This window comes from Mycobacterium sp. E2733 (assembly GCF_001667585.1).
Classification (GTDB): domain Bacteria; phylum Actinomycetota; class Actinomycetes; order Mycobacteriales; family Mycobacteriaceae; genus Mycobacterium.
In genome coordinates this window covers 74,852-96,119 of the sequence record NZ_LZJZ01000031.1, presented here as the reverse complement: position 1 = coordinate 96,119, position 21,268 = coordinate 74,852, and the positions used below count along the sequence as shown (strand labels likewise).

The 21,268-nt window shown below is 68.5% G+C and carries 18 protein-coding genes; 2 read left to right on the top strand and 16 right to left on the bottom strand.

The annotated features are described in order from the left end of the window. Positions 1–92: 92 nt before the first annotated feature. The 6 genes from A5678_RS07555 to A5678_RS07530 form a co-directional block, all read right to left on the bottom strand. Positions 93–671: a DNA-3-methyladenine glycosylase I gene (locus A5678_RS07555; RefSeq protein ID WP_068040440.1), complete on the bottom strand. Its 579-nt coding sequence runs from the start codon at positions 669–671 to the stop codon at positions 93–95. A gap of 2 nt (positions 672–673) precedes the next feature. Continuing rightward, on the bottom strand, positions 674–1,021 hold the full coding sequence (locus tag A5678_RS07550; RefSeq protein WP_068040437.1) for a DivIVA domain-containing protein: 348 nt from the start codon (positions 1,019–1,021) through the stop codon (positions 674–676). 50 nt (positions 1,022–1,071) lie between these two features. Continuing rightward, a complete protein-coding gene (locus tag A5678_RS07545) occupies positions 1,072–2,076 on the bottom strand; it encodes a glucosyl-3-phosphoglycerate synthase (protein WP_068040435.1) in 1,005 nt (334 codons plus the stop codon). Further along, positions 2,073–2,903, bottom strand: a complete 831-nt coding sequence (gene folP / locus A5678_RS07540; RefSeq protein WP_231983606.1) for a dihydropteroate synthase — start codon at positions 2,901–2,903, stop codon at positions 2,073–2,075. Before folP ends, A5678_RS07545 begins: the two co-directional genes overlap by 4 nt. 129 nt (positions 2,904–3,032) lie before the next feature. Continuing rightward, positions 3,033–4,817: a long-chain-acyl-CoA synthetase FadD6 gene (fadD6, locus tag A5678_RS07535; RefSeq protein ID WP_068040433.1), complete on the bottom strand. Its 1,785-nt coding sequence runs from the start codon at positions 4,815–4,817 to the stop codon at positions 3,033–3,035. A 69-nt stretch (positions 4,818–4,886) separates the two neighbouring features. Beyond that, complete coding sequence (locus A5678_RS07530) at positions 4,887–5,450, bottom strand: TIGR00730 family Rossman fold protein (RefSeq protein ID WP_068040431.1); 564 nt, start codon at positions 5,448–5,450, stop codon at positions 4,887–4,889. A 60-nt stretch (positions 5,451–5,510) separates the two neighbouring features. Here A5678_RS07530 and A5678_RS07525 point away from each other — a divergent pair, with 60 nt between their 5' ends. Further along, positions 5,511–7,619 (top strand): AAA family ATPase, encoded by a 2,109-nt coding sequence (locus A5678_RS07525; RefSeq protein WP_068040429.1) that lies wholly within the window; start codon positions 5,511–5,513, stop codon positions 7,617–7,619. Between the two features lie 5 nt (positions 7,620–7,624). Here the strand turns inward: A5678_RS07525 and A5678_RS07520 are convergent, their stop codons facing one another. Further along, positions 7,625–10,819: an adenylate/guanylate cyclase domain-containing protein gene (locus A5678_RS07520; protein ID WP_231983600.1), complete on the bottom strand. Its 3,195-nt coding sequence runs from the start codon at positions 10,817–10,819 to the stop codon at positions 7,625–7,627. Between the two features lie 329 nt (positions 10,820–11,148). Further along, positions 11,149–12,213 (bottom strand): succinyl-diaminopimelate desuccinylase, encoded by a 1,065-nt coding sequence (gene dapE, locus A5678_RS07515; RefSeq protein ID WP_068040427.1) that lies wholly within the window; start codon positions 12,211–12,213, stop codon positions 11,149–11,151. A 36-nt stretch (positions 12,214–12,249) separates the two neighbouring features. On the opposite strand from dapE, the gene dapD reads away from it, so the two are divergent. Then, complete coding sequence (gene dapD, locus A5678_RS07510) at positions 12,250–13,203, top strand: 2,3,4,5-tetrahydropyridine-2,6-dicarboxylate N-succinyltransferase (RefSeq protein ID WP_156746805.1); 954 nt, start codon at positions 12,250–12,252, stop codon at positions 13,201–13,203. A gap of 6 nt (positions 13,204–13,209) precedes the next feature. Here dapD and A5678_RS07505 read toward each other — a convergent pair whose 3' ends face one another. The 8 genes from A5678_RS07505 to A5678_RS07475 all read right to left on the bottom strand — a co-directional run bounded on the left by A5678_RS07505 (position 13,210) and on the right by A5678_RS07475 (position 21,233). Beyond that, the gene (locus A5678_RS07505) at positions 13,210–14,541 is read right to left on the bottom strand and encodes an MFS transporter (protein WP_082945433.1); all 1,332 of its coding nucleotides are present in this window, start codon (positions 14,539–14,541) and stop codon (positions 13,210–13,212) included. A 120-nt stretch (positions 14,542–14,661) separates the two neighbouring features. After that, on the bottom strand, positions 14,662–16,071 hold the full coding sequence (locus tag A5678_RS07500) for an acyl-CoA synthetase (protein ID WP_068040421.1): 1,410 nt from the start codon (positions 16,069–16,071) through the stop codon (positions 14,662–14,664). A gap of 28 nt (positions 16,072–16,099) precedes the next feature. After that, positions 16,100–17,008: an alpha/beta fold hydrolase gene (locus A5678_RS07495; RefSeq protein ID WP_068040418.1), complete on the bottom strand. Its 909-nt coding sequence runs from the start codon at positions 17,006–17,008 to the stop codon at positions 16,100–16,102. A gap of 77 nt (positions 17,009–17,085) precedes the next feature. Then, complete coding sequence (locus tag A5678_RS07490; protein WP_068040416.1) at positions 17,086–17,829, bottom strand: SDR family oxidoreductase; 744 nt, start codon at positions 17,827–17,829, stop codon at positions 17,086–17,088. A 477-nt stretch (positions 17,830–18,306) separates the two neighbouring features. After that, positions 18,307–19,773 carry an MFS transporter gene (locus A5678_RS07485; RefSeq protein ID WP_231983599.1) on the bottom strand — a complete coding sequence of 489 codons (1,467 nt, stop codon included), beginning with the start codon at positions 19,771–19,773 and terminating at the stop codon, positions 18,307–18,309. 36 nt (positions 19,774–19,809) lie between these two features. Continuing rightward, the gene (locus A5678_RS27785; RefSeq protein WP_231983598.1) at positions 19,810–20,025 is read right to left on the bottom strand and encodes a hypothetical protein; all 216 of its coding nucleotides are present in this window, start codon (positions 20,023–20,025) and stop codon (positions 19,810–19,812) included. Next, complete coding sequence (locus A5678_RS27780) at positions 20,010–20,252, bottom strand: RidA family protein (RefSeq protein ID WP_231983597.1); 243 nt, start codon at positions 20,250–20,252, stop codon at positions 20,010–20,012. The genes A5678_RS27785 and A5678_RS27780 overlap by 16 nt, the downstream gene beginning before the upstream one ends. A gap of 51 nt (positions 20,253–20,303) precedes the next feature. After that, positions 20,304–21,233, bottom strand: coding sequence for an NADP-dependent oxidoreductase (locus A5678_RS07475; protein WP_231983596.1), 930 nt, complete (start codon positions 21,231–21,233; stop codon positions 20,304–20,306). Positions 21,234–21,268: the final 35 nt, after the last annotated feature.

Below are 21,268 nucleotides of genomic sequence, written 5' to 3'. Positions count from 1 at the left end.
CCCCTATTGTTCCCTATCCAGGTCACGAGTTGTACAAAGACCCGGTTCTCCGGGCTTAGCGTGCGCTGAAGGCCGGTTGCCCGCACGCACTGTCAGCGCGGGGAAGGCACCCAACAACCCCGGATGTGGTCGTCGACCATGCCGGTCGCCTGCATCAGCGCATAGGCGGTGGTCGGCCCGACAAAGCGGAACCCGCGCCGCTTGAGCTCACGCGCCATGGCCTTGGATTCCGCGGTGGCCGAGGGAACTTCGGAGCCGTCCGCCGGCCTGGGGCGCGGTGGGGGCGCAAACGACCACAGCAGCTCCGAGAGGTCCGCCGAAGTTCCCAGCTCAGCGGCCGCGCGCGCGTTCGCGATGGTCGCGTCGATCTTGGCCCGGTTGCGCACGATGCCCGTGTCCGCCATCAACCGCTGCACGTCCGCATCGGTGTAGCCGGCGATCTGCTCGAAATCGAACCCGGCGAAGGCGCGCCGAAAGTTCTCCCGCTTGCGCAGGATGATCAGCCACGACAGCCCGCTCTGGAACGCCTCGAGGCTCATCCGCTCGAACAGCGCCACCCCGTCGTGCACCGGGCGGCCCCACTCCTGGTCGTGGTAGTCGCGGTACAACTCGCAATCGGGTCCGGGCCGAATGGCCGCCCAGCTACACCGAACCAGCCCGTCATCGCTCACATCTAGTCCTGACGATCCTCGCCGTCCTTGGGTTCCACGGGTTGGGAATCGTCCTCGGCCACCGCGGGCGCGGACACCGCGGCCAGCTGGCCGCGCAGCGCCTCCAGCTCGCGGGCGAGCCGGTCCAGTACCCAGTCCACCTCGCTGGTCTTGTATCCGCGCAGCGCCTGGGTGAACTTGACGGCGTCCACGTCGGCGCCGGTCACACCGTAGGCGGGCAACACCGTCGCGGTCGTCCCGCGCGGCAGGGGCGGCAGCTGTTCACCGCGACCGAACAGCAGACTCGCCGCGCCGAACAGCACGATCGCCACCAGCACCAACACCACCAGGTAAAGCAACACCAACGCCACGTCGTCGATACTGCCCTATGCCGCCGACCCCGCGACCAAGCAGCGCGGCTTCAGCGCGGCCTCAGGGCCTTCATCGGCGGACGGTCCTCCAGCGACACCGGAGACGTGTGCTGGGTGTAGCTCTGACCCTCGGGCCCCTCGGGCCCAACCGCGAAGAACTGCGTCAACCCGACCCCGGAATCGGGAACCCCGCAGCGCGAGAACAGTGTCGCGATGACCTGGCGGCTCATCGCGCCCAGCTCGGCCAGCGGCCGGTTGCGGTGCGCGCGCACACCCAAGTTGACCTGGGCGATGGCCCCCAACCCCAGCCGGTCGAAGGTGTCCAGCAGCAGGCCGATCTCCACGCCGTAGCCCGGCGCGAACGGCACCGACGTCAGCAGTTCGCGGGTCGCCGCGTACTCCCCGCCGAGCGGTTGCAGGATGCAGCCCAGCTCCGGCCGAAGCGCCGCGAGCAGCGGCCGGGCCACCAGCTCGGTGACCCGCCCACCGCCGGTGGCGCCCGCGGCGCCCCCGACGTCGCCGACCTGTAGCGGCCGCCGGTAGAAGCTCTTGACCAGGTGGACGCCGTCGCCCATGAGCAGCGGGCCGACCAGCCACGGCACGAACATCGGGTGCGGATTGATCAGGTCGGAGTCGACGAACACGACGATGTCACCGCTGGTGGCGGCCAGCGAGCGCCACAACGCCTCGCCTTTGCCAGGCCGGATCGGCACCTCCGGCAGCGCCTGCTCACGGCTGACGACCCGGGCGCCGGCGGCGACGGCGCGGATCTCCGTGTCGTCCGTCGAGCCGGAATCCAGCACGATCAGCTCGTCGACCAGCCCCCCGGAGTCTCGGACCAGCGGCGAGACGCTTTCGACCACGGATTGGATGGTTCCTTCTTCGTTGAGGGCCGGCAGCACCACCGAGATGGTCCGCCCCGCCTTCGCCGCCTCGAGCTCGGCGACGGTCCAGCCCGGGCGGTTCCAGCTGCGATTGGACAGCCACGTGTCGCCGGGCCGGGTGGCCGGCACCGCGTCGTCGGTGAGGTCGCCGACCAGGTCGGATGCCGTCATGTCAGTCCCCTCACCGTGCGCGCCGGCGGGCGTATTCCCTGGATGGAAGCCACCATCTCCAGCACCCGTCGGGTCGCGGCGACCTCGTGCACGCGGAACATACGGGCACCGGCAGCGGCCGCCAGCGCGGTGGCCGCCAACGTTCCCTCGAGCCGCTCGGTCAATTCCACCCCCAGAGTCTCCCCGACGAAGTCCTTGTTACTCAAAGCCATGAGCACAGGCCATCCGGTATTAACAAGATCGTCCAGGTGGCGCAACAGCAGCAGCCCATGGAAGGTGTTCTTGCCGAAGTCGTGGGCCGGGTCGATCAGCACCCGATCCCGGGCCACCCCGCAGGCGACCGCGCGCTCGGCGGCGGCGGTGACCTGGCGAATGACGTCGTCGACCACGCCGCGCGTGGTGGTTCCGTAGCTCACCCTGAACGGGCGCGTGCGGGGCAGCGCCCCGCCGGTGTGCGAGCACACCAGGCCCGCGCCGAATTCCGCGGCGACCTCGGCCAGGCCCGGGTCGATACCGCCCCAGGTGTCGTTGATCAGGTCCGCCCCGGCCGCGCAGGCCGCCTTGGCCACCTTGGAGCGCCAGGTGTCGACGCTGATGAGCTGGTCGGGATAGGCGCCGCGCAGCCATTCAATGAATGGAATCAACCGGGCGAGCTCGGTGTCCGCATCGACCTCGTGGCCCGGGCCCGCCTTGACCCCGCCGACGTCGATGACGTCGGCGCCCTCGGCGATGGCCCCGTGCGCGGCGGCCCGGGCGGCCTCATCGCTGAAAGTCGCACCCTTGTCGTAGAACGAGTCGGGGGTGCGGTTGACGATCGCCATGATCATTGGGCGATCGCCGGCGACCGGACGGCCGCACCAGGTTGATTGCACACGTCTATGGTGCCTGGTCACCGCGGCGCGCCCGGCCCGGGGATGGGCTGTGCGGCCGGGCGCACGGTCGTCGAGAACGGGGCGTCAGCCCTGCGGCCGCTTACCGTCGGCCACTTCGTCGGGGTATTCGTCGTAGTACGGCACGTACCCCTCGTCGCGGCCGGCCAGCACGTACAGCGGGTCCGTGATGTCAGACCCGTAGGCCTGCTCGCGGAGCTCCACCTTGCGGCTCTTGAACGTCGTGGTGTGCTCCAGCGACTTGACCACCCGCACGAACAGGGGCAACGCGTAGGCGGGCAGCTGGCCATACACGGCGCGGGCCAGCGACTTGCCGTGGAACTCCGTGCCGTCGCGCAGCTTGACCGCGGCCATGCCGGCGCGGCCGCCGGTGCGGGGAATCTCGACACCGAAAACGGTGCATTCCTCCACCGACTCGTCGGACGCCAACGCCGCCTCCACCTGCGTGGTGGCGACGTTCTCCCCCTTCCACCGGAACGTGTCGCCGAGGCGGTCGACGAACGCGGCGTGCCCCATGCCCTGCGGGCTCATCACGTCGCCGGAGTTGAACCACACGTCGCCCTCACGGAACGCGTTGCGCACCAACTTCTTTTCGCTTGACTCCTTGTCGGTGTAGCCGTCGAACGGCTGCAGCCGGTTGATCGGGCTGAGCAGCAGGCCGGGTTCCCCGGGCGGCACGCGGCGCACCCGCCCGTTGTCGTCGCGCAGCGGGGCTCCGGTGTCGGGGTCGTACTCCACGTAGGCCAGCGGCATCGGGAAGACGCCGGTGGTCCGGGGCACGTTGAAGACGTTGATGAACGCGGTGTTGCCCTCGCTGGAGGCGTAGAACTCGCAGACGCGGGGGATGTCGAACCGATTCGTGAACTCGTCCCAGATCTCCGGTCGCAGCCCGTTGCCGGCGATGACCCGCACCTGGTGCGTGCGGTCGGTGGACTTGCGTGGCTGGTTGAGCAGGTATCGGCAGATCTCACCGATGTAGATGAACGCCGTGGCCTCGGCGGCGATGACCTCGTCCCAGAACTTCGACGCCGAGAACGACTTGCCCAGCGCCAGCGTCGCCCCGGAGTTGATCACCGAGGACAACGCGACGGTCAGCGCGTTGTTGTGGTACAGCGGCAGGCAGCTGTACAGCGTGTCGGAGCTCTTCAGCCGCAGCCCGATGCCGCCGAACGCCGCAAGCGCCTTCAGCCACCGCAGGTGGGTCATCACGCTGGCCTTGGGGAATCCCGTTGTGCCCGAGGTGAAAATGTAGAACGCGGTGTCCCTGGCGTGCACGGCCGATGCCGACGCCGGGTTGGTGGCCGGGGCGCTGACCGCGAATCGCTCCAGGTCCTCCACCGTCATCGTCTCGGTGTCGCCCGAGCCGCCGCATTCGGCCACCGCGCTGACCAGGTCGGTCTCCGCGATCAACACCTTCGCCTTGAGCAGGCCCAGGCTGTGCGCCAGAACCTCGCCGCGCTGGTGGTAGTTCAGCATCCCGGCGACCGCGCCGCACTTGACCGCGGCCAGCATCGTCAGCACGGCGTTGGGCGAGTTGCGCAGCATGATCGCCACGACGTCGCCGTGGCCGACGCCGTGCGCGGCCAGCACCGCGGCGTACCGGTTGGCGGCGGCATTGGCGTCGCGGTAGGTCAGTTGCTGATCGCCGAACCGCAAGAAGATCCGGTCGCCGTAGCGGGCCGCCCGTTCCTGAAACACCGTGCCGATCGATTTCTTCGAACCCGGCTGGGTCAGCAGCCCGGTCATCGCCCCGCGCATGATCACCGGCATATCGGCCAGCAGACCCGGCGCCCGAGATGCGATATCGGTCAGTTTGACCGCCGTGCGCGCTCCGCCGTCGTGATCGGACAAGTCATTCCTCGATTCTGCGTAAGCAACTCGGCGGTCAGCCTAGTAGGGATCGCCTAGTTGCCGGCGGCCTCAGTCGGGCGCGCACGCCTCCACGGCCGCGCTCACCTTGTCGACCAGCAACAACCGGTCCATCGCCGGCTGAGAGATGTACCCGCTGTCGAGCAGTCCGCACAGCCAGAGCCACAGGCCCTCGTAATGCCCCAGCGGATCCAGCATGACGATGGGTTTGCCGTGCAGGCCGAGGTAGCCCGTGGTCCACGAGTCCAGCAACTCGTCGAGGGTGCCCACGCCGCCGGGGAGCACGATGAACGCGTCGGCACGCTCTTCCATCACGTGCTTCCGCTCGTACATGGTCTCGGTGACGATCAGCTCGTCGGCTTCGGCGTCGGCGATCTCGACGCGCATCAGAACCTGAGGGATGACGCCGACGGTCCGCCCGCCGCGGGCGCGCGCCGCGGTTGCCAGCGCGCCCATCGCCGAAACCCGGCCCCCGCCCCACACCAAGGTCCAGCCGCGCTCAGCGATCGCCTCGCCGAGTTCGGCAGCGACCGCGAGCAATTCGGGATGTTCCGGGCCGGACGCGCAGTACACACACACCGCCCAGTCGCCTGATGGCTGACGTTCCGGGCGCATACAACGAAAGGTAGACCAAGCTTGCTGCGGGCCGCACACCGCGCGCAATAAAATCCGGCGATGCCGATTCGATGGAACGTTCCGGAGCACGCGTCGGCCCTGGAGCGGCTGGACGCGGCGCTCGCGGATGGGCGGGGCGCCGTCGTGCTGGGGCCGGACGGCTGCGGCAAATCCACGCTGGCCCGCATGGCCGCCGAAGGCTTCGGCCACCGGCACCCCGGCACGCGCATCCGCTGGGTCACCGGCACCCCGACCGAACGCGCCGTGCCGTTCGGCGCGTTCAGCCACCTGGTGCGCATCGCCGACCTCGGCAAGCCGGCCGCGCTGTTGCGCGCCGCCAGGGCATCGCTGGACGGTGACGACCTGCTGCTGGTCGTCGACGACGCCCACGATTTGGACATCCTGTCGGCGACGCTGGTGTACCAGCTCGCGCTGGCGGGCGCGGCCAGGATGATCGTCACCGGCCGCGCCGAGCCTTCTCCCGACGCCATCGCGGCGCTGTGGGCCGACGGGTTGCTCCCCCGGATCGACATCGAACCGCCCGGCGGGATGACGACAGCGGCCCAGGTCGACGCGTTCCTCGGCGAGATGCCCGCCGCGGCCCGGTCGGTGCTGGACTACCTCGCCGTCGCGGAGCCACTGTCGCTCGCCGATCTTGGCGCCCTGACCGGCGCGGAAGCGGTTGGCGAGGCGACCGATTGCGGGGCGGTCGAGACGCGGGCGCGCGGCGGGGCCTCGGACGACCCGGTGGTGTACACGGCCCACCCGCTCTTTGCCGAGCGGGCGCGGGCCGCGCTCGGCCGCGACGGCGCGCGGCAACGACGCACCGAGCTGGTGCGGCTGCTGTCGAAGCATCCGTCGGACCACCTCAGCGACCGGCTCCGGTTGGCGTCGCTCGCCCTGGACAGCGACGCCCCGCAGCCGACGGCCGAGGTGGTCGTCGCCGCGCAGCAGGCCCTTCGCCTGGGCGACCTCGCCCTCGGTGAACGACTGGCCTCCTCGGCTCTGGAGCGCTCCGGCGGGTTGGCGGCACGGCTGGCGCTGGCACACGCTCTGGCGTGGCAGGGTCGCGGCCGCGAGGCCGACGCGGTGCTGGCCGGCCTGGACCCCGCCGCGTTGACCGAAGCCGCCCTGATGGACTGGACGCTGTTGCGCGCCGCCAACCAGTTCTGGATGCTCAGCGAGCCCGAGCGGGCGACCGCGTTCTTGCGCACCATCCGCAATCGCGTCTCGGATCCGGGCGCGCGCACCACGCTCGACGCGCTGAGCGCCACGTTCGCGATGAACGCCGGCAACGTCGGGCACGCCGTGAAGGTCGCGGGCGAGGTGCTGGCCGCTCCGGAAGCCGACGACCAGGCGGTGGCCTGGGCGGCCAGCGCGGCGGCGCTGTGCGCGGCGCGACAGGGGCGCTTCGACGCCGTCGAGCAGCTGGCCCAGCGCGCCCTGGCCGCGGAACATCCCGGATTGCTGCGCTTCACGATCGGACTGGGGCAGACCACCGCGTTGTTGATGGCGGCCCGGCTCGACGCGGCACGGGAACTCGCGCAGCAGTTCACGGATTTCGCCGAGTTGCAGCAGCCGGGCCGCGCGATCGGCGAGGTGCTGCTGGCCCACGTGCTGCTCGCCGACGGTGAATTCGCCCGAGCGGCGGCGCTACTCGGCCCGGCGGCCGCCACGTTGGAACGCACCGGCTATTCGTGGGGTCCGCTGTCGTTGACGCTGCTGGCGACCGCGCTGGCCCAGCAGGGCGATATCGCCGCCGCGGGAAAGACGTTGGGCAGGGCCGAATCCCGACACGGAACCAAGTCCGCGCTCTTTGCGCCGGAACTCGGCGTCGCGCGGGCATGGCGGCTGGCGGCGATGCGCGACAAGCACGGCGCGGTGGCCGCCGCCCGCGACGCCGCTCGGATGGCCGAGCGCGGCGGGCAGCGGGCCGTGGCGGTGCGCGTCTGGCACGAGGCCGTGCGGCTCGGTGACACCCGCGCGGTCGATCCGCTGTCCCGGATCTGCGGCGAGATCGACTGCGCCGCAGGGAAGCTCGCGCTGGCCCATGCGCAGGCGCTGACCGCCGGCGACGCGGCGGCGCTGCGAGCCGTGTCGGACGATCTGGCCGCGGTGGGGATGCGCGCGGCGGCCGCCGACGCCGCCGCGCAGGCGGGCCCCAACTGACTACGTCAGGTCATCGCCTCGGCGTGCGCAATGTGGCCTTCAAAGGCCAGCGCCACGGCCATGTCGCGGTAGCGGTTTCGGAGCTCGCGATAGGCGGCGTCATCGCCACGCGCTCGCGCCAGCAGCGCCCGCAAGCGCAGCAGCGGGAGTTCGTGCACGACAAACCCGGGCTCCGTCGGGATGGCGGCCAGCCGGTCGATCGCCGCCTGTGCCTCTTGCTGGTCGGCCTTGGCACCGCGGCGTAGCAGCGCTTCCACCAGCGTGGTGGTGGCGGGTCCGCACCATTGCATCTCGCCGCCGGTGAGTTCGACATCGAGGGCGGCGCGGCACAGCGCGACCGCCCTGTCGAGGTCTCCGGTGCGGGCGCTCTCCCTCGCGGTGGCGATGTCGACGATCGGCACGGCACTCAGGCTGTATCGGTCCTTGAGGGCCATGTCCTTGGCCTCCGCAAGCAGGCCGAAGCCAACCTCACGTTGCGAGGCGTCGAGCTGGACCAGGGTGATGCCGCGAGTGAGTCGTGCGCTGCCCAGCGCGAAATTGTCCCCTGAGCGCTCCGCGGCCTGCAACGCATCGGCCGTGTCCGTCAGCGCCGCTTCGTCGGCCACAAGCGTCTCGTGGAGGAAGCCGAGCACGTACTTGTACATGGTGACCAACGTGCGCGTCGTCGGCTCGAAGTTGCGGGCCAACTCGATCGACGAGTCGAACACGTCTCGCCACCCCGGCATTCCCAAATACATTCGGGCCGTGGCCCGATGGGTCAGCGCGACGGCCAGCGGTGATCCGATCAGCAGGTTGCCCATGACGGGATCGCCGTCGGCCAGCTCGATGACGCGCTCGGACAGCCGTAAGGCTTCGGCCATCTCGCCCGCCTCGTACTTGGCGACGATCGCCGCGCAGAGTAGCGCGACCGTTAATATCGGATCGCCGATTGACTCAAGCACTCGCGCGAGTTCCGTTGCCAGCCGTGATGATTCGCGATGATGGTTGTGATACATGTGCGCCAGCACCAGCCCCGCCATGCCGAAGACCAGTGACACCTGGTCGCCCGCGGCGGTGCACAGTTCACGCAGTTCCGGAAAACCGACATCGGCGATGCTGCCGCCGACCCGCCAGACGCTCCCGCACAGCAGGGTGCGCGGCGCGATCCGCATCGACATCCGGTCGGGGGCGTCGGCGGGCAGCCGATCGGCCACCTTGCGTGCCCGCTGCCAACTGACTCGCGCCGCGGCGATGTCACGGTTGGTCGACCACGTTCCGGCCCGCATGTGCCAGCCGAAAGCGGCGCGCAATTCGCCCGCCGCTTCCAGATGCTCGGCGATCAACGCCGCGTTCTCCTCGACCGATCCGGGGTCGTCGCTTTCGATCGCGGCCGCCAGTCGCCGGTGCAGCTCGGCGCGATCGGATTTCAGCTGTGACTCATAGGCCACCGCACGGATCAGCGGCTGGCAAAACGCGTACTCAGCGCGCGGGGTGAGACTTACCTGATCGATCAACTCAGCCGTGACCAGCTCGTCGAGATGGGGGTCGATGCCCATGTTGGACAGGACTCCCGGGCTGAACCGGGATCCGATGACCGCTGCGGCGCTCAATGTCTGCTTGGCCGGCGCATCAAGGCGGTCGATCCGGGCGGCGATGGTGGCCTGCAGGGTGGCCGGCACGCCGACCTCAGCGTCGTCCGCACGGCACACATACGCGCCGCGGGCGCCGCGCAGCACGCCGCGCTCGGCCAGATCACGGACCATCTCCTCGATGAAGAACGGGTTACCGGCGGCCTGCCCGGCGATCATCGCGGCTGGCGCGCCAACCGACGGATCCGAGCCCAGCAGCTCGGTGAGCAACGTCGTGGCTTCCGAATCACTCAGGGGTTCCAGGGAAATCGTCTGGGCACCGGCCGCCGCGGTCAACGCACTGCGGTACTCGGGACGGTAGGTGATCACCACCATCGAGCGGGTCTGCGGGATCAGCGTGATGAAGTCGGCCAGCATCGCCTCGCTCACCTCATCGATCCAGTGCGCGTCCTCGACGATGTAGACCGCCGGTTCCGCACGGGCCGACTGGGCGGCGGCGACCATCGCGGTCAAGCGGCGCCGCCTCGCGTCGGGGTCGATCTTCGGCGACGGTGTGTCAGGGTCAGCGATTCCGAGCAGCTCATCGAGCAAGACCAGGTCCTGCTCATCGGCGTCCGCAAGCCGGAGTCGCACCCGGGCCCGGGCCGCCGGGCCATCCAAATCGTCTACTCCCAGTGCCGCACGGAGCAGGCCGGAAACGGCATGGAACGGAATCCCGCTGGCGTGTGACTCGCAGAACGTCCAGAAGACCTCCACACCGCGGCCGGCAGCCAGGGCCTCGACTTCCCGCGCCACCCGGCTCTTGCCGATACCTGCTGGCCCCACCACACCGACGACGCCCCCGTAGCCATCGATCGAGCGGTCCAAGATGGCCGCGATGGCGGCTAGCTCCCAACTCCTGCCCACCAGGCTCGACAACACCCGCCCGACGAGACCATGCCGCGGTTCGATCATGAGCAGGCGACGTGCGGGCACCGGGGCGTCGACACCCTTGATATGCACCCACTCACGTTCGCCCAGCACCGCGCCGATTTGCTCGACCAGATGCGCGGTGGACTCGCTGAGCATCACCCCACCCGGCCGTGCGACCGACTCCATCCGCTGCGCCATGCCCACGTGCTCGCCGACGGCGGTGTAACCGAAAGGGCCCGAACCGATTTCACCTGCGATCACCTGACCGGAGTTGAGTCCGACACGTAACTGAAGCTCGACACCATCGCGCTCTCGGACGTTGGCGGCAAGCCGTTTGGCCTCCTCCTGAATGCTCAGGGCAGCCAGGCACGCTCGAACGGCGTGATCCTCCAGCGCCACCGGCGCACCAAACATCGCCATCACGCCGTCACCGGTGAATTTGTCGACGGTGCCGCCGTACCTCGTCACCACGGCCGCACAGCGATCGGCCAAGTCGGCCATCACCTCGCGCAGCCGCTCCGGGCCGACGGTCGCCGCGATGTTCAATGAATGAACAACATCCGCGAACAGCACCGTCACCTGCTTGTACTCGGCCGATCGGCGGATCTGCGTGACGGGTGCACCGCACTGGTTGCAAAAGTTGGACTTCGGCGGCAGCCGGGTGCCGCACGATCCGCACGACGTTCCGGCTGCTGTCAATGCACCCCCGACATTGTCCACACCAATATCGTGTCACTGCCGGTCCAGGGTGTCCGTCGTATGAGGAGGCCCTTCGTCACCAACTTTCGGGACCCTGGTACTTATCGGCCGCGTGGGATTTGTGCGCCAACCGTGACCCAATCACCTTGGCGCAGTGACGATCACCCTCCGCTGTGTGCAAAGTGATTGTGGCGGTTGCGATTCAGCCGACGCGCTGGAGGCGCGATCGTGCTGCAGGACCACTGCGCGCGCCTGAGCATCATCAACGCCGAACGTCACGCCAGCGTGATCGCCGGCGCCCAACGTCACGCTGGCGTGTCCCCCGCAAGCTTGCGGTGCCCCCAGCTCGACTAGCCGCCCAGATAGCCGCGCAGCATGGACACCGCGGCGGTGATGTTGGCGACCGGAACGCTCTCGTCGCGGGTGTGCGCGAGGTTGGGATCGCCGGGTCCGAAGTTGACCGCCGGTATGCCCAGCGCGGCGAAACGTGCGACGTCGGTCCAGCCGTACTTCGCCCGGACCTGGCCCCCGGCCGCCTCGACCAGGGCCTTGGCCGCCGGCTGGGACAGCCCGGGCAGCGCGCCCGCGGCCGCGTCGGTCTGCTCGATCTGCACGTCGAGCCCGTCGAACACCTCATGCACGTGCTCGAGCGCCGCGGCCACCGACCGGTCGGGGGCAAAGCGGAAGTTGACCGTGACCGCGGCCGCGTCGGGGATCACGTTGCCCGCCACGCCGCCGTCGATGCGCACCGCCGACAGGCCCTCGCGATATTCGCAACCGTCGATGTTCACGGCGCGGGCGGAGTATGCGGCCAGCCGATCCAGGACAGCGCCCAGTTTGTGAATCGCGTTGTCGCCCAACCACGGTCGCGCCGAATGGGCGCGCGTCCCGGTGGCCGAGATCACGACGCGCAGCGTGCCCTGGCAGCCGGCTTCGATGTAGCCGCCGGTGGGTTCGCCCAAGATGGCCACGTCGGCGGACAGCCAGTCCGGCAGCTCGCGCTCGATGCGGCCCAAACCGTTTGCCGCCGCATCGATTTCCTCGCAGTCATACATCACCAGCGTCAGGTCGTGAACCGGTTCGGCGACGGTCGCGGCCAGATGAAGGAAGACCGCGTCACCGGATTTCATGTCCGCGGCGCCGCAGCCGTACAGGTCGCCGTTCTCGCGGCGGCTGGGCAGGTTGCCGGCGACCGGGACGGTGTCCAGGTGCCCCGCCAGCAGCACCCGCGCCGGCCGCTGGCGGCGGGTGCGTGCCAGCACGGCGTTCCCGTTGCGGACGATCTCGAAGCCGGACGTCTGGGCCCGCAGCGCCGCCTCCACTTCGTCGGCCAGGCGCGCCTCGTCTCGCGATTCGCTGGGGATGTCGACCATCGCCGCGGTCAACTCGATCGGATCCCCGCGCAAGTCCAGCACGGGTCCCAGGTTATCCGCTGCCGAGCGGCAAGTAACCTGACCGCCGTGACTGGAGCTGTAGGCATCGGGCTGGCGACGCTGGCCGCCGACGGATCGATCCTCGACACATGGTTTCCGGCACCGGAACTGACCGAATCGGGCACCGGCGGCACGTCGCGGCTCGCCCTGTCGGACATTCCTCCCGAGCTGGTCGCATTGGTCGGCCGGGACGACGACCGCGGCACCGAGAGCATCGCGGTGCGCACGGTGATCGGCTCGCTCGACGACGTGGCCGCCGACGCCTACGACGCCTACCTGCGACTGCATCTGCTGTCGCATCGGTTGGTGGCGCCGCACGGGCTGAACGCCGGCGGCCTGTTCGGGGTATTGACCAATGTGGTGTGGACTAATCGCGGACCGTGCGCGATCGAAGGGTTCGAGGCGGTCCGCGCGCGGCTGCGCCGGCACGGTCCGGTGACCGTCTACGGCATCGACAAGTTCCCGCGGATGGCCGACTACGTCGTGCCCTCCGGGGTGCGCATCGCCGACGCGGACCGGGTGCGGCTGGGCGCCCACCTGGCGCCGGGCACCACGGTGATGCACGAAGGCTTCGTCAACTACAACGCCGGCACGCTGGGCGCGTCGATGGTCGAGGGCCGCATCTCAGCCGGTGTGGTGGTGGGCGACGGATCCGATGTCGGCGGCGGCGCCTCCATCATGGGCACCCTGTCCGGCGGCGGCACGGAAATCATTTCGATCGGCAAGCGGTGCCTGCTGGGCGCCAACGCGGGGCTGGGCATCTCGCTGGGCGACGACTGCGTCGTCGAAGCCGGCCTGTACGTGACCGCCGGCACCAAGGTCGCCACGCCCGACGGCCAGGTGCTCAAGGCCCTGGAGCTGTCCGGCGGCAACAACCTGCTGTTCCGCCGCAATTCGGTCAGCGGCGCCGTCGAGGTGGTGGCCCGCAGCGGTCAGGGCATCGCCCTCAACGAGGACCTGCACGCCAACTGAGCGCAGCTACACCTCGGCGGCGACCCTCTCGTCGGCCGGGGCGGCGCGCAGCGCCGTTCCCTTGGTCTCCGGCAGCAGATACACGGACGTGAAACTCGCCACGACCAGGGCGGCCATCATGAGCCCGATCGCCCAGCTGCCGTAGGTGGCCAGCAGCGTGCCCGCGACCAGGGGCGGCACGGCTGCGCCGAGAATGCCGGCCAGGTTCATCGCCACCGCCGCCCCGCTGTAGCGGTAGCGGGTGGCGAACAGTTCGGGAACGAACGCCGCGGTGGGCCCGTTGGCCACCGCCGCGGCCGCGAACATCCCGAGGACGGCGACCGCGTACAGCACCGGCTCGCGGGTGTCCAGCAGCGGAATCACCGCGAACGCCCACGGCAGGCATGCCGCGAGCCCGCACAACATCACCCGGCGCCGCCCGACTCGATCGGAGACCCACGCCGAGAAGGACACGCACGCCATGCTGGTGAGCCCGGCGAGGGCTCCGACGCCCCAGATGAAGCTCCGCGAATAACCGAGATGGTTGTGGGCGTACATGACCAGGAAGGTGTTGCCCAGGTAGACGAAGCCCATGCCGCCCAGGAAGATGCCCGCGACGAGCACGATCTCCCGCCGCTGGAAGCGCAACAGCTCCGCGAGCGGCGCCTTGGGCAGCTGGTCGCGGGCCTTCTCCTCCACGAACAGCGGGGTTTCCTCGATGTTCAGCCGCACATAGAGGGCGATACCGATCAGCCCGCTGCTGATCAGGAAGGGCACCCGCCATCCCCATTCCATGAATGCGGCACTTTTCTCACCCATGGTGAGGTTGACGGCGAGAAAGGTCAGGCTGGCCAGGATTCCGGCGGTGCCGCCGCCCAGCAGGGTGAACATGCCGTACCAGCCGCGTTTGCCGGATGGGGCGTACTCGGCGCTCAGCAAGACCGACCCGGCCCATTCGCCGCCGACCGCGAATCCTTGCAGCAACCGCAGGACGATGAGGATCAACGGGGCCGCGATGCCTATCGACGCCGTGCTGGGAACCAAGCCCACACTCACGGTCGACGCGCCCATGATCAGCAACGTGGCGACCAGCGTCTTCTTGCGGCCCAGCCGGTCCCCGAAGTATCCGAAGACGGCCGCGCCCAACGGGCGGGACAGGAACGCCGTCGCGAACGTGGCCATGGAGGCGATGGTGGCCAGCGTCGGGCCGAGTCGCGGGAAGAACACGGTGGGAAACACCAGCGCCGCCGCGGTCCCGTAGATCAGGAAGTCGTAGAACTCGATGGCCGAGCCCACGAGGCACGCGGCCGCTATCCGCCGCATGGGGGTGCTGGCAGCGGACCGATTCGGCTCACCCATGGTGGCCGCGCACTGTCCGGTTGCGTCGATACACCGTTACGACGGTAGGTGAAGCTTCACGGTCGCGCTCTTCGCTGAAGCTGGCAACTTGCTGCGTGTCCTGGCGCCGGGTTGACACGGTCAGCCGTCGGACAACAGCTGCTTTTTGAGCACCTTGCCCATCGCGTTGCGGGGCAGCGCGTTGACGAGGCGCACCTCGCGAGGCCGTTTGTGCACCGAAAGTTCTTGGGCGACGTGGTTGATCAGGTCGTCGGCTTTCAGGCCGGCCGCGCCGACGATGAACGCGACGATGCGCTGGCCCAGGTCCTGGTCGGGCATCCCGACGACCGCGGCCTCCTGTACCCCGGGATGCCCGAGCAGCGCCGTTTCGATTTCGCCGGCGCCGATCCGGTAGCCGCCGGACTTGATCAGATCGACCGACTCGCGACCCACTATGCGGTGCATGCCCTCGCCGTCGATGACCGCGACATCGCCGGTGCGGTACCAGCCGTCGGCGTCGAACGCCTCGGCGGTGGCCTCGGGCCGGTTCAGGTATCCGTCGAACATCATCGGGCCCCGAACCTCAAGCTTGCCAACGGTTTCCCCGTCGTGCGGCACCTCACCGCCGGTGTCGTCGAGGAGTCTGGTTTGCACCCCGGTGAGCGGTAGGCCCACCCATCCGGCGCGGCGCTCGCCGTCGGCGCGGGTCGAAAGGGTGATCAGCGATTCGGAGGCGCCGTACCGTTCGATGGGCTGGTGCCCGGTGAGTTCGGCCAGCCGGTCGAACACCGGCACCGGCAGCGGCGCGCTCCCGGAGACCAGCAGCCGCGCCGGGCGCAGCGCCCGGGCGGCGGCCTCGTCGGCCACCATCCGTGACCACACGGTCGGCACCCCGAAGTACAGCGTTCCCCCCGCGTGGGCGTAGCCCACCGGCGTCGGTTTTCCGGTGTGCACGAAGCGATTTCCCACCCGCAGCGACCCGAGCAATCCCAGCACCAGCCCGTGCACGTGAAACAGCGGCAGCCCGTGCACCAACACGTCGTCGGCCGTCCACTGCCAGGCCTCCGCCAGGGCATCGAGGTCGGCCGCGATCGCGCGCCGGCTCAGCACCACACCTTTGGGCAGGCCGGTGGTGCCGGAGGTGTAGATGATCATCGCGGTGGCGTCGGGCGACGGCTCGGGGTAGCGGTGCCAGGACCGGGCGTGTAGTCGCACCGGAATGTGCGGCAGTCCCTCCGGCTCGTCCGGGACGGGGCCGAGCCAGGCCTGCACTCCCGAATCGGTGAGCATGTGCCGGCGTTCGGCCGCACCCACATCGGCGGGCACCGGGACGAAGGGCACGCCGGCGATCAGGCACCCGGTCACCGCGAGCACCGTCGCCGCGGTGGGCGTCGCCAGGATTGCAACCCGGTCCGCGCCCGCGACCCGTTCGGCCACCGATGTGGCGGCGCCGACCAGGTCGCTGCGACTCAACACAGCCCCGTCGATGCGTACGGCGTCGGCGATGTCGGTGGCGGTGACCGCCGCGGGATTCAGGGACGCCAGCAGCACGTGAGCAGGCTACCCGGCGGCCACCGGGTCAGTCCCGCTCGTCCCAGATCTTCATCAGGGTGGACAGGATCTCCTCGCCGCGCCCCAGCCCGCCGAGGTGGCTCTCGCCGTGCAACACGAACAGCTCGGCGTCGGGAAGCAACGACACGACGTGCTCACCGTGGGCGAACGGGACGATGTGGTCGCTGTCGCCGTGCCACCAGCGCACCGGGACCTTGACCTCGTCGAGCCGGAATCCCCAGTCCTGGGTGAACAGGATGACGTCGTTGAACGGGGCCGCCAATTGCTTGCGGCTGCCGTTGAGCAGGTCGTCGAGGAACATCGCGCCGAACTCGGGCCGGGTGAGCAGGCGCCGGTCGCCTTCGGGCGATATCGCGGCGTACAGGTACAGCGCGGGATTGGCGACCGGACGGATCGCCCGGACCACCAGGCTCGCGCCGATCCGCAGCGGGTCACCGCCCAGCCGCAGCAGCGGCGCCACCCGCTTGCCCAGGTTCATCAGGCCGCTGGTGATCCCCTCCTCGCCGAGGAAGGGCGCGACGCCACCGAGCACGCCGGCCGCCACGACCCTTTCGTGCAGCACCGCGGCCGACGCCAGGGCGTAAGGGCCGCCCCCGGACAGGCCGATGACCGCCATGTCGTTGATGCCGAGCGTGTCCGCGATCGTCCGCAGGTCGTCGGCGAACGCCCGGATGTTCTCGTATCGATGCGGCGTCGACGAACCGATGCCGGGCCGGTCCAGGCCGATCAGGCGGATGTTGTGCTGCTCGGCGTAGACGCGGGCCTCGACCGGGATCTGCCGGCGAGCGCCGGGGGTGCCGTGCAACCAGAACATCGCGCGCCCCTGCGGGTCGCCGAACTCGGCGAAGCCGATCTGGCGGTCCTCGCCGACGGCGACGTTTCCTTCGAGCTTGGGGCGGGCGATCTCGATGACCATGTCAGCAGCCTCGCATGTGACGGGCCTTTTACCAAAGGCTCACTTGATTCCCGCCCAATTGCCTAGATGCGGTGGCTTTAGTGCGCGTTGATCCAGTCGGAGTATCGAGTAGCGAAGATGGTGGCATTCTTGTCGGGCGCGAGCGTGTGATCGTCGATCACCGCACCGAAATATGGCGCCCGGGCGTCAGTCACCACCCGACGTTGATCACCATGGGCGGCGAGACCCATGCGGACAAAGTCGTCCATCCCCATCGCTTCTGGCCCAGCGATCTCCGTTACTCCGTTGATCGGAGGCCCGACAGCCGCGTCGGCCACCGCGTTGGCGACATCGTCGGCCGCAATCGGACGGAACAATGCATGTGGCAATCTGACAATGTCTCCGTCTGTCGCGGAATCGGCTAAACCAAGGGCGAATTCGTAGAACGGAGTTGCCCGCACGATCGAATAAGGTCGGCCCGAATCTTTGATCAGGTTTTCCTGAGCTGCTTTCGCGGTGTTGTAGCCGCTATCTGGCATGATCTGCGCGCCCACTACGGACAGCGCAACATGGTGGTTAACTCCCGCTTCTTGTTCAGCAGAAAGAATATTCGTGGTCGCCGTCGTGAAAAAATGCATCACAGGCTCATCGTCGAACAAGGGTGAATCGGCGACGTCGACCACGACATCCGCACCGGCGACCGCGTTGGCGAGTCCTTCACCAGTGAGTGAATCGACACCTGATCGACGTGAGGCGGGGATCACGTCGTGTCCCTGCACGCTCAGCTTCGACACTACCTTCGAGCCGATCAGCCCCCGCCCGCCAACGACTACGATCTTCATGGTGAACCTTTCAGAAATGGGTTTGACATGTGACTTCGTCTGATTCAGCGGCACTCACGGTGGCTAGCTCGTTTCCGCCGACATTGCCTGGGCACACAGGGATTCCGACGTACGGTTCATCATCAAATGGGTTCACCCGGGAACATCTGGTCGAAGAGTTTGCATAATTCGGGGACACTGTCGACGTCCATCCCCAGTTCGTACCGTTCACAGAGTGCATCTAGGGCCTCGGTCGATACCTTGTCTACCCCCGTGATTCTCATGACGCTCCTGGTGGACCGCCGCTCTTCGTATCGGCGCCAGGCGTAAGGCCCTCGCCTGGGCGCCCAGAAACGGGGGTGACACTCCCGCCGGGTTCTGGTCGTTATGAGACTGCAGCCAGGCGGGGTGAGTTGTCATCACCCCACCTACCTATTCACCCGGGTGAGTGAGGCGCTGCGCGAACCGAAGCGTGGATTGGGTCGATCGGGTGAACGATTACTGCGGAGGTGATGGTTCGGTCGCGGCCGAGGGGCTGCTCGCCAGGGCGGGTTGCACACCGGGCCGGTCGCGGCATAGCGCCGCGATGTCGCAGGGCACAGGTTGACACGCAGGGAGATTGGTTATGAACAGCGCGGCGCATAACGCACCCAGGGCGAAGAGTGTCGCGCTCACCTCCAACGCGTGGGCGAATCCGATGGCGCTCGCCGCGCCAACGCTGATCAGGCCCAGGGACCCGATCGACATCAGCGCGGCCAAACGCGATACGGCGTTGTTGATTGCCGACGCCATGCCGCTGTATTCGGTCGGCACCGACGCCAGTGTCACCGACGTCAGCGGTGTGATCGTCGCGACCAGCCCGATGGCTAGCACGGTCATCCCGGGGACCAGGTCGGTGATCGCCTGGAAATTACTAGGTTTCGGCCGGATCAGCAGCAGCCCGACCCCCGCCAAAGCGGGACCGACAATCAGGAAGGCACGTGGTCCCACCCGCGCGGCAATGCGGCCGACATGGCGGGCGAAGAAGAACGACAGCGCCGGGATCGGCAGGGTGGCGAGTCCGGCCGCGGTGGCTGAGTATCCGCCGATTTCCTGGGTGTAGAGAGCGATGGCCAGCGATCCCAGCGTCAACCCGCCGTAGACGAACGCGGTGACGAGGTTGGCCGCAGCGAAGTTGCGAAAGGTGAACAGCGGCAACGGAAGCATCGGAGACCTGCTGCGGTGCTGCCAACTCACGAAGCCGGCCAGTGCGGCGATCCCGACCACCGCTGGTGTGAAGACCGTCGGGACTGTCCAGCCCTCGCGTTGTGATTCGATTAATGCATATACCGTCGCGGCCAGCCCTACCGACGATAAGCCCACCCCGGCGGTATCGACACGGGCGCCTTCGACGCGCCCCGACATCGGACACAGCCAGAATGTCAGTGCATAACCGACCGCCACGGGGATCGCTGACAACACGAAAATCCAACGCCAGCCCAAGAAATCGACGCACATTCCGCCCAGCAGGGGGCCCAACGCGAATGCGGTTCCCGTCCACCCGGTCCAGACGCCGATCGCCGCGGACTGGCGTGCCTTGCCGAACACCGTGTTGATCAGCGCCAGCGAACTCGGCACGAGGAAAGCCGCACCCAGCCCCTGGATGAGGCGTGCGGTGACCAGCATCGCCGGTGAGGTGGCAGCCGCCGCCAGAACCGAGCCCGCCCCGAACGCCAACAGCCCGAACCTCATCACCGGAACGCGTCCGAACAAATCCGAAATGGACCCGCCGGGCAGAATCGCGGCCGCCGTTGCCAACAGGTAGCCATCGATGATCCATTGCTGCAACGCCAGGCCACCGCCGAGGTCGTGCTCGATGGCCGGCAAAGCGAGGTTGATTACCGTGGAGTCGACGTACGCGACCATTGACACCATCACCGCAACCACCATCGCACGGCTGGTCGGTGCCGCGTAGCGCAGCGTCACTGCCGCCACCGTTCGGCGAGTGGCGATGACTGGGCGTCAGTCCCGTTGCGTGCGTAGGTCATCGGCTTGCTCACCACCGGTCGGAATGCACCATGTCGTCGAGCGGAATCCGTCGGGCAGGGCGGAAGGTCGTGCCGGCCACACCAGCCCGTCGATGATGCTGAACATGGCAGCGGGTACGTGGCGGATGATCTCTTTGCTTACCGCCAGGTAGGCGGACGCGTTGTCGCGGCTGGTTACCCATTGACGCATGCAGACATGTCGGTGAGCTTGGCGCCGGCCTTGCTGAGCGCCATTTCGACATTGGCCCAGCACTGCCGGGCTTCCTCGGTGAAGTTCTCGGTCAGAGTGCCGTCTTCGCGAACCCCGGGCGTTCCGGAGACGAAAATCTGCGTGCCCCCGCCAGTTACGGCGGCGGCGTCGGCATATTTGTCGATGTGATCGGCCACTCCGGTGCGGATCCGGGTAATGGTGGTCATTTCGAGACTCCTTGGTGGTGTGAGGTTTTTCGGTGTCTGATGGCAACTTCGTCAGGTGGCTGTCGTGATGACCACTCCGCCGGGCTGGTGGCCTGCGACAACTTGTGCGAGGGCGTAGGCGGCCTGATCCAGGCTGCAGGAACGCGGCGTCGGCATGCTCAGCCGATTCGAGACGAGTAGCGCGGCCAGGCGGTCGAGTTGAGCGCCGTCGGAACGGACGTAAACCGCGGTCACGCCGATGCCGCGGGTTGATGCGGGCGGGTCGGGAGTGATGGTGGCCAGCCGGCCGCCATCGGCAAGCGCGGTCATCGCCGCAGCGGCACCGCTGGGGGCCGCGTTAGCGACGGCGGTGATGAGGTCCTTCGCCAATCCCCTTGCCTGCTGTGGCCACATCCGATCGCGGTAGTCGAGTACTTCGCGCGCGCCATACCCCCGGACTCGGTCGGCGCTGCGCGGGCTGGCGGTAGCGAGCACGTCGACGCCACGCAGGGCAGCCAGCTGGACAATGAGCCCGCCGGTGATTCCACCCGCGCCATGAACGAGCAAAGTTTCTCCAGCGCGCAGGGTCAGCGCCTCGCCGACCACCTGCTCGGCGGTCAACGCCGGCACAGGAAAGATCGCTGCGGTCTCCCACGAAATCCCGTGCGGTTTGTGGGCGAGCGACGCGACGGGCGCGATCACAAACGGCGCCCAGGTGCCTTGGGCACGCAACGGCACAGGGTGACACAGGACCTCATCGCCCACACTGAATCCGTTCGGGTGAGCACCGACGGCCTTGATGACGCCGGCGGCCTCGACTCCAAGTGCCATCGGCGGGCTCGCGCCAATATCCCAACCACCGGTGCGGATGATTTCGTCCCAGTTGCCAACTCCGGCGCTGCGAACCTCGATGAGGACCTCGTCGGCCGCCAACGGCCGCGGTTCGTCCACTTCGATCGTCTCCACTTCGCCACCGAAAGCGCGGACCCCCGCTGCGAGCATGGTCACAGTGGGACGACCAGCCAGGCGCAAATCAT